Raw genomic sequence first — 16186 nt, forward strand, 5'->3', positions numbered from 1 at the left:
TTAAAGCTTAGAGAAGGAGGCGATGGAGGGTGGATAACGTCGATCTTATTAATGGTACTTATTAACTCTGCCTTCGACGAAAAAGACTTCGCATTGATAACGCTGAGCAATATCGCGAAGCATTGACTGATTCATCAGTGCAATTTTGGTTGATGCGACAACGGCGCTCGCATTACCAGATTGAATGGCTTTAATAACGATTTCGACTTCAGAAAAATGTTGTGAAGGCTTAATTTGAATAATATTTCTACAGCAAATGCTAGAGGCTGCAAGTTGATCAAAGTCAGGGCGAGGACACTCCGCAGTAAACATAATCCATTGTTTCTGTTGTGATAGATCGGCCAGCTTAGAAAGAAACTGATCCGAAACCGCCATCGGTTGAGTTGTTTGCGCCAATACGTTGTGACGAGAGTATGTATGAGATTGACTATGTAACTGCATATTACTGTTCCTTTATACATGCTGTATGCTTGTACAGTAGTTTGTTTTTGATGGCTGATCAACAGTTTTTCTCAAATTATTTGTCGGTTTTATCTATAAAAATAAATTAAATTTTATTTAAGTTTTTGAATTTATTGGGTTTAATTATTTTGTTTAATATGTATGACAAAGATTAGAAATGTGAAGTGATTAGGATCTTAATGTGTTTTATACAGGTGCTTACTAAGTTGTATACAGTGTGTTTTTTTAGTGGGGGTAAGAATAATGGGTGGAGTAGTAGAGTTCGCAAAGAAGATGAAAAAGCGCCTTTTAAAAAGGCGCTTTTGAAAATCAGTTCCGTTGATTCAGTCTTGCTTAACTTGCACGTTGCATGCGTTTGCGCATTTGCAATTCGCCTTGATTAAATAGGCATACGTCGATTTTTGCCATGTCGTAACAAGTTTTACATGAATGATGGTGTTTACCATCTAGATAATCGTGACGAATGACAAGACTCGGTTTTTTACACCAATCACAGGTGCCTTCTTCAGTGAACATTGATTTTCTCCCCACCTAGATTATTTAGCGTTGTTAGGTGTTATTTTTCGCCGAGCATTATGGCATAAAAAAGAGACTCAAGTTAAATGTCTGTTAATTTATTTGAGAGGGAGATCGATTGCGGACCTTTGTTTTACTGAGGTAAGAATAAAGCTGTCATTAGGTTGATGCTGGTTTTTACGATTATGTAACATTTTGTGAGATAAGCTTAAAGGCTTGATTTAATCGTTTCATTTCTTCTTCACTTCCTCTAGCGTCAGGATGGTACAGCTTAGAGAGCTGTCGGTAACGTAGCTTAATTGCTGATATGCCAGGAATGGTTTGAGGTGTGTAGCCAAACATAGCGCATGCCATCGCCAGTTTATGATTGTCGGTATGAGTCTGGATTTTCCTAAACTCTTTGAAAACTTTCTCTAGTTGTCGCTTAAGTTGTTTATTGGTGAACTCCAACTCGTTGACCTTTGAATTAAGTTGTTGAGTAAGGTTTGCTTTTTGGGTTTCGCGCGTCTTTCTGTGTTGTTGATGTGTTTTGAATCCAACTAAGCTGACGGTTGCAATGAATACTATCGCTCCAAACCATATTAACCATTGTGACACTGATGAGTTTTGGTCAGAACGTGTCGTTACCGTGCGCTTTCCTTGTGGTAAGAATTCCGCCTTTCTATCTAGCGCTTCTATTTCTGACACTTGCTTGGCCCGTAGTTGATTGAAACGCTGCTCCAAGTATTGATTATAGGCTTCTTCGGCTTTGGGGTTTTGAACCGCAGCGAGTTGATACCAAGCTTCCACTAATTGAGATGTTGTGACCCTGTCTTTATTATGCCGCACAAACTCGGCAAGGAGAAAACCACGATCAGTGGGATCGTTTAGTGCGATGGATGCTAGCCAATAAAGTGCTCGGGTGTCGTCGATAGGGCCATTTAGGGCTTGAGAAAAGTCTCGGGCGAGTTGTTTTTGTGCAGGGATATAATTCTGGCTAGCGGATTGCTCTAACCAATAACGAATATCTGAGGGAACTGAGTTTGTCGATGCTGCTAATTGTTGTGCGTATTCGAATTGCTCAGCAGGGTCTGTAGGGCTTTGGGATGCGAAGATATAGCCCGAAAAACAGAGGCTCAATAAGCAGATAAGGGCAGTGATTCTGAAAGGCATTGATATGTCAGGCCTAATGGTTATGGTTAGGCCTGCTCCGATAATTGTTATTATTACCGTTATGGTGCTATCAAATTACTTCAGTGGCAAGATCTGGATTTCAACACGACGGTTGCACGCACGACCTTCAGAAGTTTGGTTTGAGCAAATTGGGTTACGTTCGCCATAGCCGCGTGCAATTGCACGCCCAGGTGCAACGTTTTGTGAGACTAGAAATTGACGAACTGCTTCTGCGCGGCGCTCAGACAACGTTTGGTTGTAAGACTCGCTACCAGTGCTATCTGTGTAGCCATCAATCACTAAGCTGGTATCTGGGTACTCAACCAGAATGCGAGCCACTCCGCGAAGGGTGTTATGAATGCTGGCATTCAGTTGGTATGAGCTTGAAGAGAAGCCAATGCCGTTTTCCATACGCAGTAACAATTGTTTTTCACCAACTCGTTGAACTTGTACACCAGAGTTCAGCAAAGCACGACGTAGCTCTGCTTCTTGTTGATCAAAATAATAACCTACGCCAGCGCCAGTCGCCCCACCGGCTGCAGCACCAATGAGAGCATGTTGGCGGCGTTCTTTTGCGTCATCGCCCGTAGCTAGGCCGATAGCAGCACCAGTGATGGCACCAATAAGCGCACCTTGTGTGGTTGAGTTAGTTTCGTATTCACCCGTTGTTGCGTTTTGGCGTTGAGTGGCTTGGCAGCCAGCGAGAGCTAGTACTAGAGCCAGAGCAATAGACATCTTTTTCAAGGGAAATCTCCGTATAAAACTGAGGCGAAAGCATGCCTCATGATTAGATAATAATTATAAACGAATTGTTATTGATATGTGTTATGTAAAAGCAAGACTAATAAAAAGAAGTTTGTAAGAAACTTATTTTTATTATCAACAAGATGCTCCAACGATGTCGATTTCTTTAAGGCGCAGCGAGTTAAAAGTAAATTCTGATTATTCAGATTGATTATCTAACATTTTCCTTGCTTGTTCGCCGCTAACACCACGGTTAACCGAAACTTTTCGACCTTTCTTCAAACCAACTTCGTAGTCTTCAGTTAGGTTTTTCATCGCTTCTCTAAGCTGCTGTTTAAAAGTTTCTCGGTCAATGTTTTGGAATTCTTTATCAATATAATCGTTGATTTTGTTTGCTGACTCTTCATCTGGTGAGATGATAGGGAGTTTCTCTATCGCGCCTTCTATCCAGCCTGAGACAAAAGAGTTTACGCGGCGTGTCACTTCTTGGGAGGAAGTTCCAGTGCCTGCAAAACTGTTCCGGAATTGTCCGGTACTCTCGTTCATTTCGCGATAAATAATATCGAAAGCAAACGCAGCAAAAATCGCACGGTCAGCTTCACCAATAAACTCAACACGTTTGAGTCCTTTATGATTCAGTAGTACGGCTTCAACTCCGAATTTGGTATTAATGCCACGGATCACACGCAATATAGTTGCACTGATATTTGTTGGTAACAGGTGGGAAGATTGTGTTTTCCCCATTCTGATAAACTCAATATCATCTTTATCCAAACCATATTTGAGCATGAGGCGGTGCGCCATCTTGATAGCGTTGGCAGCCTCATTAACGTTGGCGGAGTTGCCCAGTTCTAAACACTTGGCAATTTTTTTCAGAGCTTTTTGTTTATCCATCGACAACCAGTAACGAAAGCAGAAAATTCATGAAGTCAGACATATTACCTTTTTTGATATAAAAACGAAATACAAGGTGTCATTAAGGATACAGAGGCATAAATAAAAACAAGCCTCGCATGTGCGAGGCTGAGCGCTTTTAGGTGATCTTGAACAGGCTAGTTAAAATTGAGTGTTCATCCAAATGTTTTAGAAACCGAGCTGACTGAGTAAATCATCGGTGTTATCGGTTGAACTTTGAGGTTTAGATTGCTTTTCTGCCATGTTTTTACGCGTGGCTTCCAAAATGTCGTCAGGGTTTTCGTCCTCTGCGATTTCAAATTCTTCTAGTTGTATAAACTCCGTTTTATCCATCGCCAGCTCCAGATAGAAAATGTTGTTATTCTCCGTAGAGAACGTCACACGACGCGCTTGAGGTCGGTCAAGGTTCGTATCAACCTGCAGAATGACTTGCTTGTTGAGTGCGAGCATTTTAGGTTGGTTTTGTGTGATATTTGTTTGGAGTTCTTTACGAATCTTATTGGTGAAATCTCCCACTAATTGATTCATCAATTCACCGAGAATATCGCCAACTTCATCGGAGGTATGAGAGATCGCCAATTCTTCTTCTGGCATACCCATAGCACGCATGTAGTTGGTATAAATCTCCAAAGCCGCTTTTGCAGTAAAGTTAATCACGACTAAACCGGTAAACCCGCCATCAAACAGTACAAAACAGCCAAAATCTGGCTTGAGGCTAGTTTTGTTAATTTTTTGCACCATTGCTGAATAATTGACTTGAGAAGAGGTGGCCGAAGTAAGAACGCCAGAAACTGACTGGCAAAGTTTGAGAAGGATATCTTCGGTTGTAACCACTTTATTTTTTTTCATTCTGAAAGCTCATCTAGAAACGCTATTTTCCCCCAATGTAAGGCATTAAGCGTTAAAAAATAAAGCATAAGTTTAATTATTGTATTGAGATTCTAATTTGCTCGTCTTTTTAAATGTTGTAAAGTGACCAAATTCAAAAAATATTACTCTACTTACTCTTTATGGTGTCTTGCTTTGTGATAGTTACCTTGTATAAGAAGTGAGCAAACCAATAGATAACCCGAAGCTGATCGGATCAGCGCCGTAGGGGCAGGAAGCAAATGTTACCAAGATTACACTCGCAAACTGATGTTGACCCTCTTGTTCTTAGTTTTCTGAAAGAGCTTGAACAAGCCGGATTTACTGGTGATATAGAAAACCAATATTCAAGTCGATTAGCGGTTGCCACTGATAATAGTGTCTACCAACAACTTCCTCAGGCGGTTGTCCATCCCAAAACCACTCATGATGTTTCCCTGATAGGGAGACTAAGTAATAAAGAAAAGTACGAAAGAATCACCTTTTCTCCAAGAGGCGGCGGTACTGGTACCAATGGTCAGTCTTTAACGAAAGGAATTGTGGTTGATTTGTCCCGCCACATGAACCAAGTACTTGAGGTTAATGCAGAAGAGGGTTGGGTTCGTGTTCAAACGGGTGTAGTGAAAGATCAGTTAAATGATGCTGTTCGTCCTTACGGTTATTTCTTTTCTCCCGACTTATCGACCAGTAATCGTGCAACCATCGGGGGAATGGTCAATACGGATGCATCCGGTCAAGGCTCATTAAAATACGGCAAAACCTCAGATCATGTCTTATCGCTTCAAGCCGTTTTTGCCGATGGTTCTGTTTTAGAATCGGATCTCTCTCATGGTTACCCGAAAGACGGTGAATTTGCCGCTACTGCATTGCGCGTTACGGAATCGGTATGTCGTGAAAAGCGTCAACAGATTAATGATAAGTTCCCAGCCCTAAACCGTTTCTTAACAGGTTACGATTTAAAAAATGCGTTAAATGAAGACGATGATAGTTTCGATATCACTCGTATTCTGTGTGGGGCCGAAGGTTCGCTGGCGTTTATTACTGAAGCGAAGTTAAACCTGACGCCAATTCCGAAAGCGCGGACGTTGGTTAACGTAAAATACAGTAGCTTTGACTCAGCACTGCGCAACGCACCATTCATGGTTGAAGCGAATGCGCTCTCTGTCGAAACCGTTGACTCTAAAGTGCTTAATCTCGCGAAGCAAGATATCGTCTGGCACACCGTGAGTGATTTACTTACCGATGTTCCAAATAAAGAAATGCTGGGTATCAATATGGTGGAATACGCAGGTCAGGACGAAGAAAACGTCGCGGCGCAGGTTGCGGCGCTGACCGCCAAGCTCGATACTATGTTGGAAACAGAAGAAGCGGGCATTATCGGCTACCAAGTCTGTAGCGACCTTGCGAGTATCGGACGTATTTATAATATGCGCAAAAAAGCGGTGGGGTTACTGGGCGCGACAAAAGGACGTGCTAAGCCAGTCGCATTTGCTGAAGATACTTGTGTGCCGCCTGAAAACTTGGCGGATTTCATTGTTGAATTCCGTGAGCTTCTGGACGGTAAGTCACTCAATTACGGCATGTTTGGTCATGTGGATGCGGGTGTTTTACACGTGCGCCCTGCGTTGGATTTATGTGATCCATACCAGGAAGCACTGATGCATGAAATCTCTGATGAAGTGGTCAAACTGGTGGCGAAATACGGCGGTTTGATGTGGGGAGAGCACGGTAAAGGCTTTCGCTCTGAGTATGGCCCGGAGTTCTTTGGCCAGGAGTTGTTCACCGAGCTGCGACGCGTAAAGTCGGCATTCGATCCACACAATAAAATGAACCCAGGAAAAATCTGCACACCGCTAGACAGTGGTGCAGAATTAGTAAAAGTGACAGGCACCAAACGCGGCTACTTCGATCGTCAGATTGATGTTCAGGTTCGTGACAGCTTCAAGCAAGCAATGGAATGTAATGGTAATGGCCTGTGTTTTAACTATGACACCAGTTCTCCGATGTGCCCTTCTATGAAAGTCACGGCAGATCGCCGTCACTCACCAAAAGGGCGGGCGGGGTTAGTTCGTGAATGGTTGCGTCAGCTCACTGAACAAGGGATCGATATCCTTGACTTAGAGAAGCAAACGCTAGAAAACAAAACCCCGATAAAAACCATGATTGAGCGTGTTCGTCACTCCATTAACCGTCGTCACGATTATGACTTTTCACATGAAGTTTATGAAGCAATGAATGGTTGTTTGGCATGTAAAGCGTGTGCGAGTCAGTGCCCGATTAAAGTTGATGTGCCGAGTTTTCGTTCACGCTTTTTAAACATCTATCACTCTCGTTACCAACGTCCAGCGAAAGATTATCTGGTTGCGAACATAGAGACTATGCTGCCGATGATGGCGAAAGCGCCAGGTGTCGTAAATGGTGTTTTGAAGCAGTCGTGGGTGAAAAGCTTAACGGCATCCACGGTTGGGTATGTCGATGCGCCGTTGTTATCAATACCTACCCTGAAACAACGAGTAGAGTCGCTGACAACGCCTTATGATCTGCAAGCACTCAGCGGTTTGTCTTCGTCTGAAAAGAGCAAGCATGTTTTAATTGTTCAAGATCCATTCACTAGCTACTACGATGCCGATGTTGTAGAAGATTTCGTTAAGCTATTGAAAAGTCTGGGCATGCATCCGGTGCTTCTGCCATTTAAACCGAATGGTAAAGCGCAACACATTAAAGGCTTCCTACGTCAATTTAAAGACACTGCCTCCGATACGGCGAAGTTCTTGGCGATGGTAGCGGATCTGGATATCCCATTAGTTGGCGTCGATCCTGCTTTAGTGCTGTGTTATCGAGATGAATACGCTGAAGTGCTGGGCAGTAAGCGAGGCGATTTCGAGGTGCTAACGGTTCACGAATGGTTATACCCGAGGCTAGAAGAGTTCGAAGTAGGTAAGCAATCAACAGAACAGGAACCGTGGTATCTGTTTGCGCATTGTACTGAAAAAACCAAAATGCCTAACGCTGAAAAGGAATGGGGTGCGATTTTTTCTCATTTTGGCGCTGTGCTTAATACCGTTCCCGTCGGCTGTTGTGGCATGGCTGGCACGTTTGGTCATGAAGTTGATAAAGTATCAATGTCAAAAGACATTTATAATCTAAGCTGGAAACCAAACTTAGAGGCGTTAGATAGTGAGCGATGTTTGATGACTGGTTACTCATGCCGAAGCCAAGTGAAACGTTTTGAAGGTATAAAGCCTAAACATCCCGTTCAGGCGCTGTTAACTTTGATATAATCACATCAAATTAAGCCCAGTTTTACTGGGCTTTTTTAGAAGTCACATACAACAATTTCAAAGGATATGAATCTTGAGAAAACTTGAACTCAAAGTCCCACCTGTTGCGGTGTTTTTGTTGGTCATACTACTCATGTATGGACTGACAGTTCTGGTGCCGAGCCTGAATATTAGTGTGCCCTTTGTAGAGGTTGTGGTTGGCGGGTTAACTTTGCTCTCTGGTTATATGGGCATTGCTGGTGTATATGAATTCCATAAAGTAAAAACGACGGTTAACCCTGTAAAGCCTGATACGGCCTCTTCCGTGGTGAGAACTGGCGTATTTGCTTTTTCTCGCAACCCGATGTATGTGGCGCTACTGCTCCTAATCATTGCAATTGGTTTGTGGTGGCAGCATTTGAGTGTGGTGCTTTGTGGCGTCGTATTTGTCAGTTATATGAATCGATTTCAAATCAAGCCAGAGGAACGTGTTCTAGAGCGATTGTTTGGTGAAGAGTATGTGGATTATAAAAACCATGTCCGCCGCTGGATTTGAGCGTCGAGTTCGGTTTCATTTGGATAAGAAGTAAAAAGAAAGCCCAACATCAGTTTTGAGCTTTTTTTATTTAAATACATTTTTGCGCTTCTTGAGGCAGTCGATTAGGCTGCCTTAACGTACTTTGCTAAAAACGCATCCTTACGCTCATTAAAGCGTTGTACCAGATCATCGACCGCATCTTGGTCGTAGGGTTTCAGTCCACTTGCAACCATGCGTTTGATGCCTTTTCCTACCACTTCGCCATCTTCTTTAAACGCAAAGTTTAGAGTGACAACACCGCGCTTTCCTTCGACATCGAATGTTGCGCCAGTGAAATCAACTTCAGGATGCGTTAGGTTTAAGTGAGAAAACTCCACTTCCATGCTTTCGTAGATAACCAGTGGACGTTGGCAGTTGATCATCATCTGCTTTTCTTCCATTAGTGGCACCATGATGTGCGGGAAGTTCATACCTGAAAACTGAACGTAGTTTGTGACAACATGCTCGATAAATTCGGGGTCGTGATTAATTTCACCTTCACGAGACATCCGCAAGTACTCTTTGCCTGCTTCGTCAACGACGGCGCTTTCTTTTTCACACTTATTCTCAATATGAAGTGCAACACCATCGTTGACCATGCCTGAAAAACTGAAGCGCATCTTTTGGCTAACGCCTTCTTTGCTGAGGAGAACAGCGAAAAGCAGATCGCCAGGGACGCAAAAACGCTTGTTGTCTTCATCATGAATGGGGTTGTAGTCGCCCGCTACGCGTTTAGCAAAGTGACTTGCTTGCTCACGAGTGAATTGAAACTGGTGATTAGTGTTTGAAAAATAAGGTGTTAGAAACATAATTTTTACGTAGTAACCAAAACTGTAGGGGATTATATGCGAATATCTGAGTAGCAATGGTCCATCCAGTGAAAACTTCACCGTATCTTAACAATGAGACACTATTTCGGCAGATAAATGTTTAAAAAACGCATGCTTAAGCGACTCTTTTATTTGTAGAAGGAATAAATGTACTACTCGGCTTGAACGATTCTACATAACGTATAAAGCAGTCACTGCTGAATAGCAGTATAGACACAAAAAGGCTCCACGTTTTAGGTGGAGCCTTTAACCTATCAAATTATTTTAGAATGAGACATTCATCGGGTCGGATTAAGAGACACTTGGCAATAGGTTTTCTGGCATTAAAGAGTTGTGAACCGCCAGTTTAAGTAGTGTGTTCGCTTGTTCAATGTCTGGTGCGAAGTAACGGTCTTTATCGTAGAAAGAGACCTCCTCACGCAGTATCTGCTTTGCAATTTCAATGCGCTCAGAAGATTTTTTTGGAGAACGGAAATCTAAGCCTTGTGCGGCAGAAAGGTATTCCACTGCCAAAATGCCACGAGTGTTTTCGCCCATTTCTTTCAATCTTCGGGCCGCAAACGTCGCCATTGAAACGTGGTCTTCTTGGTTGGCAGAGGTTGGCAAGCTGTCGACTGATGCGGGATGAGCTAAGGTTTTGTTCTCACTTGCAAGTGCGGCAGCGGTTACTTGAGCAATCATAAAACCAGAGTTTACTCCACCATTATCGACTAAGAACGGCGGTAATTTCGATAGAGCGCTATCGATAAGGAGTGCCATACGACGTTCAGATAAGCTGCCGATTTCAGCGATAGCAAGAGCGAGGTTGTCGGCTACCATCGCAACGGGTTCAGCATGGAAGTTACCACCTGAGATAATGTCATCATCTTCGGAAAATACGAGTGGGTTATCAGACACTGAGTTTGCTTCTACTTGAAGCACCTCTGCAGCACTGCGAATTTGTTGTAAACATGCTCCCATTACCTGTGGTTGGCAACGCAGTGAATATGGATCTTGTACTTTCTCACAGTTGGTGTGGGATTCTCCAATTTCGCTGGTGGTATCGAGTAGATAACGGTATGCGAAAGCCGCATCCATTTGGGTTCGATGGCCACGAACGCGATGAATGCGTGGATCGAATGGACGTCGGCTGCCTAATGCTGCTTCTACTGACATTGCGCCACATACGGTTGCTGAAGCAAATAAATCCTCTGCAATAAATAAGCCTTCCAATGCAAATGCGGTAGAGGCTTGCGTCCCGTTAAGTAGTGCGAGGCCTTCTTTAGGTGCAAGTGTGATGGGTTCTAACCCTGCAATTTTTAGGGCTTCTAGGCCAGAAATGATGTTGCCATTGTGACGAGCTTGTCCTTCACCTAGTAGCACAGTACTCATGTGAGCGAGGGGAGCTAAATCACCGGATGCCCCAACAGAGCCCTTTTTAGGTACGCAAGGGTAAACTTGCGCATTGACTAGGTCGGTAAGCATATTAATGACTTTTAAACGAATACCGGAAAAGCCACGAGACAGACTATTAATTTTCAATACCATCATCAGACGAACCGTTTCATCTGACATAAACTCACCGATGCCAGCGGCATGAGATAGCACGATACTGCGTTGTAGGGTTTCTAAATCTTCTGGTGCTATTCGTGTGTTAGCCAGTAGACCAAAACCCGTGTTGATTCCGTAAACCGTCCGATCTTCTGCGATGACCCGATCCACGACTTGCGTGCTTTCTTCAATAGCCGGAATGGCTTCAGGATCCAAAGTAAGGTTGACTGGTGAACGGCTCACTTGGCGTAGTTCGTTTAAGCTAATATGACCTGGCTTTAGCGTTAAATTTAACATCTCTTTCATCCTTACTTGAGCTTCTTCAGTTCTTCGTTGAGCATTGGCAAATCTAGCCCTTGCTCTGCTGCACATTGTTTAGCGATATCGTATCCGGCATCAGCATGACGCATGACGCCGGTTGCTGGGTCGTTATGTAGCACGCGGGCTATACGTTGTGAGGCATCTTCACTGCCGTCACAGCAGATAACCATACCTGAGTGTTGCGAGAAGCCCATACCTACGCCACCACCGTGGTGCAGTGAAACCCAAGTAGCGCCGCCAGCTGTATTGAGTAGTGCGTTTAATAGTGGCCAGTCTGATACGGCGTCAGAACCGTCCATCATGCCTTCTGTTTCTCGGTTCGGACTCGCTACAGAGCCTGAATCTAAGTGGTCGCGACCAATGACAACGGGGGCTTTAAGCTCACCATTTTTTACCATTTCGTTGAATGCTTGACCGAGACGTTCACGATCTCTTAACCCAACCCAACAGATTCGTGCTGGTAAGCCTTGGAACTGAATACGTTCGCGTGCCATATCTAGCCAGTTATGTAGATGTGGATTATCTGGGATCAGCTCTTTTACTTTTTGGTCCGTTTTGTAGATATCTTCTGGATCGCCAGATAGCGCAGCCCAGCGGAAGGGACCAATACCCTCACAGAATAGAGGGCGAATGTAGGCTGGAACGAAGCCAGGGAAGTCAAATGCGTTTTCTACGCCTTCTTCCAATGCCATCTGACGGATGTTGTTACCGTAATCGAGCGTGGCGGCGCCGCGGTTTTGCAGATCGAGCATGGCTTGAACTTGTACGGCCATGGATTTTTTCGCAGCTTTGACCACCATTGCTTCATCTTGCAGGCGTATTTCTGCCGCGTGAGACATGCTCCAGCCTTGTGGCAAGTAGCCATTGAGTGGGTCGTGTGCAGACGTTTGGTCTGTCACAACATCAGGCGTGATATTACGTTCTACCAATTCAGAGAAAACGTCTGCTGCATTACCTAATAGCCCAACCGACACTGGTGTATTTGATTCTTTGACGATGGCCAGCGCTTCATCCAAAGATGTCGCTTTCTTGTCGACATAGCCTGTACGTAGACGGTAATCAATACGCGATTCATCGCATTCAACCGCAATCATAGAGAAACCCGCCATCGTACCAGCAAGCGGCTGTGCGCCCCCCATACCGCCAAGGCCACCAGTCAGAATCCAACGGCCTTTTGCTTCGCCGTTAAAGTGTTTCTTCGCAACCGAAACGAAAGTTTCGTAGGTACCTTGAACGATGCCTTGTGAGCCAATGTATATCCAGCTGCCAGCGGTCATTTGGCCGTACATCATCAAGCCTTGTTTATCGAGCTCGTTGAAGTGTTCCCAGTTTGCCCAATGAGGGACGAGGTTTGAGTTTGCAATTAGCACGCGTGGGGCGTTTTTATGGGTAGGGAAAACACCAACAGGCTTGCCTGATTGAACTAAAAGCGTTTGGTTATCTTCGAGTCTTTCAAGTACTTCAACAATCTTGTCGTAGCACTCCCAGTTTCGTGCTGCGCGGCCAATGCCGCCGTATACCACCAATGAATGTGGGTGTTCTGCCACATCAGGATCGAGGTTGTTCATCAGCATACGAAGAGGGGCTTCGGTTAGCCAAGATTTCGCGCGCAGTTTATCTCCGTGAGGTGCACGAATTGTTCTGCTTGTATCAAGTCGTGGATCTTGTCCCTGGCGCTGTGTCATTTCAGACTCCTTTAGTTTCTCGTGATGACCAAGTCCTTGCTCAGCCGTAATAATAAGTGGCATCGAGGATATGTTATGGTTTGTGCTGCTTCTCCGCCATGGCATTAGCGATGTCCCAGCACAAGCGGGCAGCTAGGCGTGCGGTTTGACTATCAACATCATAATTCGGGTTGTATTCGGCGATATCAGCCAGCATGAGCTTATTTTTGTAATGAAGAATTCGGTCTAAAAATGGTGCGATTGTGTCGTAACTTACTCCTCGAGCCGCGGGAGCGCTGACTCCTGGCGCGGTTGCCGCTGGAAATACATCCAAATCAATGGTCAGGTAGAGATAGTCACAATCGTCGATAAAGTGCTGAAGCTGGGTTAGGTGGTAGCTATGGTTTAAGTAGCTGAGTTGATTATCTTCGACGTACCACACATTAAGAGCGTCCGCTTTTTCGAATAACGCTTTGGTATTGCTGCAGCGGCTTACCCCCAAGCACGCATAGTGAAAATCCCAGTCGTTACGCTGGCAAAAATGATGAATTTGGTTGAAGGGGGTGCCAGAGCTTGGTCTGATGTCGGCGATGCTGCTCTCGAATGCGCGTAAGTCGAAATGCGCATCGAAATTGATGATACCGATTTTAGGCTTCTTTTCTGGATGGTGCGCTTTAAAATACTCCGCTAAGCCGGAAAAAGAGGCCCACGCAATCTCATGCCCACCACCTAACACGATGACTGGTGTGTGAGGCAGTGCGCTTGAAATGGTTGCCGCACATAGAGATTGGCTCTCTTCCAGTAAGTCGTCTTCGCACACCACGGTACCTAAGTCATACAGTGGGGCGTCTTGGTGCCATGCTAAATTAGCGAGTGCTCGTCGGATTAAGTCTGGTGCTTTTTTCGCGCCGATACGGCCTTTATTTCTTGCTACGCCAGCGTCGGTGGCAAATCCTAATATGGAGACGCCTTGCGAGATTTTATCCAACTCGTTACTTTTTTGGCGTTGAACCACGTGATGAATTCGCTGACCAAGTTTGCCGTCCTCGGCATCATGACGGCCTTGCCAATGAAATAGGGGAGAGTGTAGGTCTGATTGAGACATGTTATTGGCCTCCGTGTGAAATGTATTCACCATTTACTATACGACCTACTAGACGTTTTGCTCCTACTTGATAGCTTAAATCAGCAGGGCTTTCGATATCCCAGATAGAGAAGTCCGCATCAAACCCTACTTTGATGGTGCCACGTGAGTTTTGATAACCCAGAGCTTTGGCTGCATTTTGCGTTACACCACGCAGTGCTTCTTGCGGTGTAAGGCGAAATAGTGTGCACGCCATATTCAGCATGAGTGTGAGATCAGAAAACGGTGATGTACCTGGGTTGACGTCCGTAGCAATTGCCATCGGCACGTTATGCTCTCTCAACAACTCAATCGGTGGTAACTGAGTTTCTCTTAGAAAATAAAAAGCGCCAGGCAGTAGAGTGGCGACAGTGTTTGAGCGAGCAAGTGCTTTAACACCTTGCTCATCTAAAAACTCGATGTGATCCGCTGACAGACCGTTGTATTGCGCAGTGAGGGCTGTACCACCGAGATTCGAAAGTTGCTCTGTATGCCCTTTAACCTTTAAGCCGTGGCGTTTTGCAGCTACAAACACTTTTTCTGTTTGTTCAAGATTGAAACCAATCGATTCACAAAAAACATCGACACTCGTGGCTAATTCTTCCTTTGCGACAACAGGGATTATGTCCTGACAAATGTGCTCAATATAGTCATCTGCACGGCCTTGGAACTCCGGCGGAATGGCGTGAGCGGCAAGAAGTGTCGTGGTGATTCTAACTTTGCGCTCTTGTTCAAGCATTTTGGCTGCACGGAGCATTTTTACTTCATCATTCAGTGTCAATCCGTAGCCTGATTTTACTTCCACCGATGTCACCCCACTAGCAAGTAAACCATCTAAGCGAGGGAGAGCAAGCTCAACTAATTGTTCTTTTGTTGCCGATCGCGTGGCATGTACCGTTGAAAGAATCCCTCCGCCTTGCTTAGCGATTTCTTGATACGGCACACCGTTTAAGCGCATTTCGAATTCGTTTGCACGATTACCTGCGTAAATTAGGTGGGTATGACAATCGATTAAGCCAGGGAGTACAAGTTTGCCTTGGAGGTCGATAGTTTGAGGATAATGTTGAGGTGATAATAGAGACTCGGTTTGCGGATTGTCTTCGCCATTGGCACAAGTACTGATCGCAACAATTTTTCCAGTTTGAATACCAATACGAGCTAGAGGCGTAGGGCGGTAACCTTGTTCTCCTGATTGCATTGTAACCAGACGTGCGTTTTGAATCAGCAAATCCATGTGAGTGCCCCTATTTATTTGTATTTTTAAATGTATATACAAATAAATAGGGCAAAACAGAAATGATGACAAGAGTTGTGTTGCAGAAGTGTGATCAAAACATAGAGGGTGTTAAGTGGGTATGTTATTTAAAGGAGAACTTTTGAGCTCAGCTTGTATTTGTTGCCAGGGTGATAAAGCAATGCAGTACTGACCAGTTTGTCTTGACTCCAAGTCCGTCGGTTGAGCAGTAAGCACGGCTCATGAGCCTGCATTTTTAGATCTTGCATAATACGACCATCTGGCATAATTGCTTCAACAGTATGCTCTATAGCGTTAAGTGGACAGTTATCTGAAAGATATTGGTTAGGGGTGATGTGAGTGAAGTCTTGGGTTAAATACAGTGGCGCATATTGGCGGTTTACCCAACGTAACTCTAATTGGATGGGAGTGTTGTTTTCATAGTGAATGATCTCACTATAAAACACTGTAGTACCGAGCATGACGCCCAACTTGGTCGCGATGTTATCATCGGCTTTTATAGCCACTTGTTTGAGCACTTTGCTGCGGTATTGTCGTCCTCGGTCACTCACTTCTTCAGCAATATTTCGAATATCTAACAGTGGAGATTGTGATTTTTCTACAGGAGCGCAAACAAACGTGCCGAGCCGAGGTCGGCGTTGCAGTTTTCCTTCGTTCACGAGGTCCCTGATTGCTTTGTTTACTGTCATTCGGCTGACGCCAAATTGATCGGTAAGCTCAATCTCAGTAGCGATACGATGACCGACTATCCACTCTCCAGCATCAATTTTATCGAGGATAAATTGTTTGATTTGAATGTAGAGTGGTACAGACATAATGATTCCTTTATTTGACTATACAAATATTGCTTAATTTAGGTACGGATTGCAAATCATTCTCTCCAAACGGCATCGATAGGTTTGATTTGAAGGCTAGAATCTTGATCCTTCGTTTTATTACGTGTGTTGGGTTGTGATAACGAAATTCGCCT

Annotated in this window: 14 protein-coding genes; 2 read left to right on the forward strand and 12 right to left on the reverse strand. The window is 44.5% G+C overall.

The genetic code is table 11. The features are described 5' to 3' along the window. Nucleotides 1-48: 48 nt before the first annotated feature. The 6 genes from ATG66_RS11560 to ATG66_RS11585 form a co-directional block, all read right to left on the reverse strand. Nucleotides 49-441 (reverse strand): SulA-like leucine-rich domain-containing protein, encoded by a 393-nt coding sequence (locus ATG66_RS11560; protein WP_098415441.1) that lies wholly within the window; start codon nt 439-441, stop codon nt 49-51. A 354-nt stretch (nt 442-795) separates the two neighbouring features. Beyond that, nucleotides 796-978 carry a hypothetical protein gene (locus ATG66_RS11565; RefSeq protein WP_179885644.1) on the reverse strand — a complete coding sequence of 61 codons (183 nt, stop codon included), beginning with the start codon at nt 976-978 and terminating at the stop codon, nt 796-798. Between the two features lie 183 nt (nt 979-1161). Further along, a complete protein-coding gene (locus ATG66_RS11570) occupies nt 1162-2130 on the reverse strand; it encodes a J domain-containing protein (RefSeq protein WP_098415443.1) in 969 nt (322 codons plus the stop codon). Nucleotides 2131-2205: 75 nt separating this feature from the next. After that, complete coding sequence (locus ATG66_RS11575; protein WP_373560844.1) at nt 2206-2865, reverse strand: OmpA family protein; 660 nt, start codon at nt 2863-2865, stop codon at nt 2206-2208. Between the two features lie 207 nt (nt 2866-3072). Continuing rightward, a complete protein-coding gene (locus tag ATG66_RS11580) occupies nt 3073-3768 on the reverse strand; it encodes a DUF2786 domain-containing protein (RefSeq protein WP_098415445.1) in 696 nt (231 codons plus the stop codon). Nucleotides 3769-3957: 189 nt separating this feature from the next. Then, the gene (locus ATG66_RS11585) at nt 3958-4638 is read right to left on the reverse strand and encodes a DUF3334 family protein (RefSeq protein WP_098415446.1); all 681 of its coding nucleotides are present in this window, start codon (nt 4636-4638) and stop codon (nt 3958-3960) included. A gap of 260 nt (nt 4639-4898) precedes the next feature. Between ATG66_RS11585 and ydiJ the strand changes: the two genes are divergently transcribed. Both ydiJ and ATG66_RS11595 read left to right on the forward strand, forming a co-directional pair. Then, nucleotides 4899-7937, forward strand: a complete 3039-nt coding sequence (ydiJ, locus tag ATG66_RS11590; RefSeq protein WP_098415447.1) for a D-2-hydroxyglutarate dehydrogenase YdiJ — start codon at nt 4899-4901, stop codon at nt 7935-7937. 73 nt (nt 7938-8010) lie between these two features. Then, complete coding sequence (locus tag ATG66_RS11595; protein WP_098415448.1) at nt 8011-8472, forward strand: methyltransferase family protein; 462 nt, start codon at nt 8011-8013, stop codon at nt 8470-8472. A gap of 104 nt (nt 8473-8576) precedes the next feature. Here ATG66_RS11595 and ATG66_RS11600 read toward each other — a convergent pair whose 3' ends face one another. From ATG66_RS11600 to hutC, 6 genes are all read right to left on the reverse strand, one after another. Then, entirely contained in the window at nt 8577-9302 is a 726-nt protein-coding gene (locus ATG66_RS11600; RefSeq protein ID WP_098415449.1) for a DUF3581 domain-containing protein, read from the reverse strand. A 312-nt stretch (nt 9303-9614) separates the two neighbouring features. Continuing rightward, on the reverse strand, nt 9615-11150 hold the full coding sequence (gene hutH / locus ATG66_RS11605) for a histidine ammonia-lyase (RefSeq protein WP_098415450.1): 1536 nt from the start codon (nt 11148-11150) through the stop codon (nt 9615-9617). Between the two features lie 11 nt (nt 11151-11161). Continuing rightward, nucleotides 11162-12859: a urocanate hydratase gene (gene hutU / locus ATG66_RS11610; protein WP_098415903.1), complete on the reverse strand. Its 1698-nt coding sequence runs from the start codon at nt 12857-12859 to the stop codon at nt 11162-11164. A gap of 73 nt (nt 12860-12932) precedes the next feature. Continuing rightward, the gene (hutG, locus tag ATG66_RS11615) at nt 12933-13943 is read right to left on the reverse strand and encodes a formimidoylglutamase (protein WP_098415451.1); all 1011 of its coding nucleotides are present in this window, start codon (nt 13941-13943) and stop codon (nt 12933-12935) included. A gap of 1 nt (nt 13944) precedes the next feature. Next, nucleotides 13945-15195, reverse strand: coding sequence for an imidazolonepropionase (gene hutI / locus ATG66_RS11620; protein WP_098415452.1), 1251 nt, complete (start codon nt 15193-15195; stop codon nt 13945-13947). A 128-nt stretch (nt 15196-15323) separates the two neighbouring features. After that, nucleotides 15324-16031, reverse strand: coding sequence for a histidine utilization repressor (hutC, locus tag ATG66_RS11625; protein WP_098415453.1), 708 nt, complete (start codon nt 16029-16031; stop codon nt 15324-15326). Between the last annotated feature and the right edge of the window lie 155 nt (nt 16032-16186).

The sequence above is a fragment of the Vibrio sp. ES.051 genome (genome assembly GCF_002563795.1).
Classification (GTDB): Bacteria; Pseudomonadota; Gammaproteobacteria; order Enterobacterales; family Vibrionaceae; genus Vibrio.

Excerpts from the sequence above, each read along its gene's own strand:
- ATG66_RS11580 (WP_098415445.1), bottom strand. The coding sequence starts at position 3,768 with ATGGATAAACAAAAAGCTCTGAAAAAAATTGCCAAGTGTTTAGAACTG.
- ATG66_RS11560 (WP_098415441.1), bottom strand. The coding sequence starts at position 441 with ATGCAGTTACATAGTCAATCTCATACATACTCTCGTCACAACGTATTG.
- hutH (WP_098415450.1), bottom strand. The coding sequence starts at position 11,150 with ATGTTAAATTTAACGCTAAAGCCAGGTCATATTAGCTTAAACGAACTA.
- hutC (WP_098415453.1), bottom strand. The coding sequence starts at position 16,031 with ATGTCTGTACCACTCTACATTCAAATCAAACAATTTATCCTCGATAAA.
- hutI (WP_098415452.1), bottom strand. The coding sequence starts at position 15,195 with ATGGATTTGCTGATTCAAAACGCACGTCTGGTTACAATGCAATCAGGA.
- hutG (WP_098415451.1), bottom strand. The coding sequence starts at position 13,943 with ATGTCTCAATCAGACCTACACTCTCCCCTATTTCATTGGCAAGGCCGT.
- ATG66_RS11585 (WP_098415446.1), bottom strand. The coding sequence starts at position 4,638 with ATGAAAAAAAATAAAGTGGTTACAACCGAAGATATCCTTCTCAAACTT.
- ydiJ (WP_098415447.1), top strand. The coding sequence starts at position 4,899 with ATGTTACCAAGATTACACTCGCAAACTGATGTTGACCCTCTTGTTCTT.
- ATG66_RS11565 (WP_179885644.1), bottom strand. The coding sequence starts at position 978 with ATGTTCACTGAAGAAGGCACCTGTGATTGGTGTAAAAAACCGAGTCTT.
- ATG66_RS11570 (WP_098415443.1), bottom strand. The coding sequence starts at position 2,130 with ATGCCTTTCAGAATCACTGCCCTTATCTGCTTATTGAGCCTCTGTTTT.
- ATG66_RS11600 (WP_098415449.1), bottom strand. The coding sequence starts at position 9,302 with ATGTTTCTAACACCTTATTTTTCAAACACTAATCACCAGTTTCAATTC.
- hutU (WP_098415903.1), bottom strand. The coding sequence starts at position 12,859 with ATGACACAGCGCCAGGGACAAGATCCACGACTTGATACAAGCAGAACA.
- ATG66_RS11575 (WP_373560844.1), bottom strand. The coding sequence starts at position 2,865 with ATGTCTATTGCTCTGGCTCTAGTACTAGCTCTCGCTGGCTGCCAAGCC.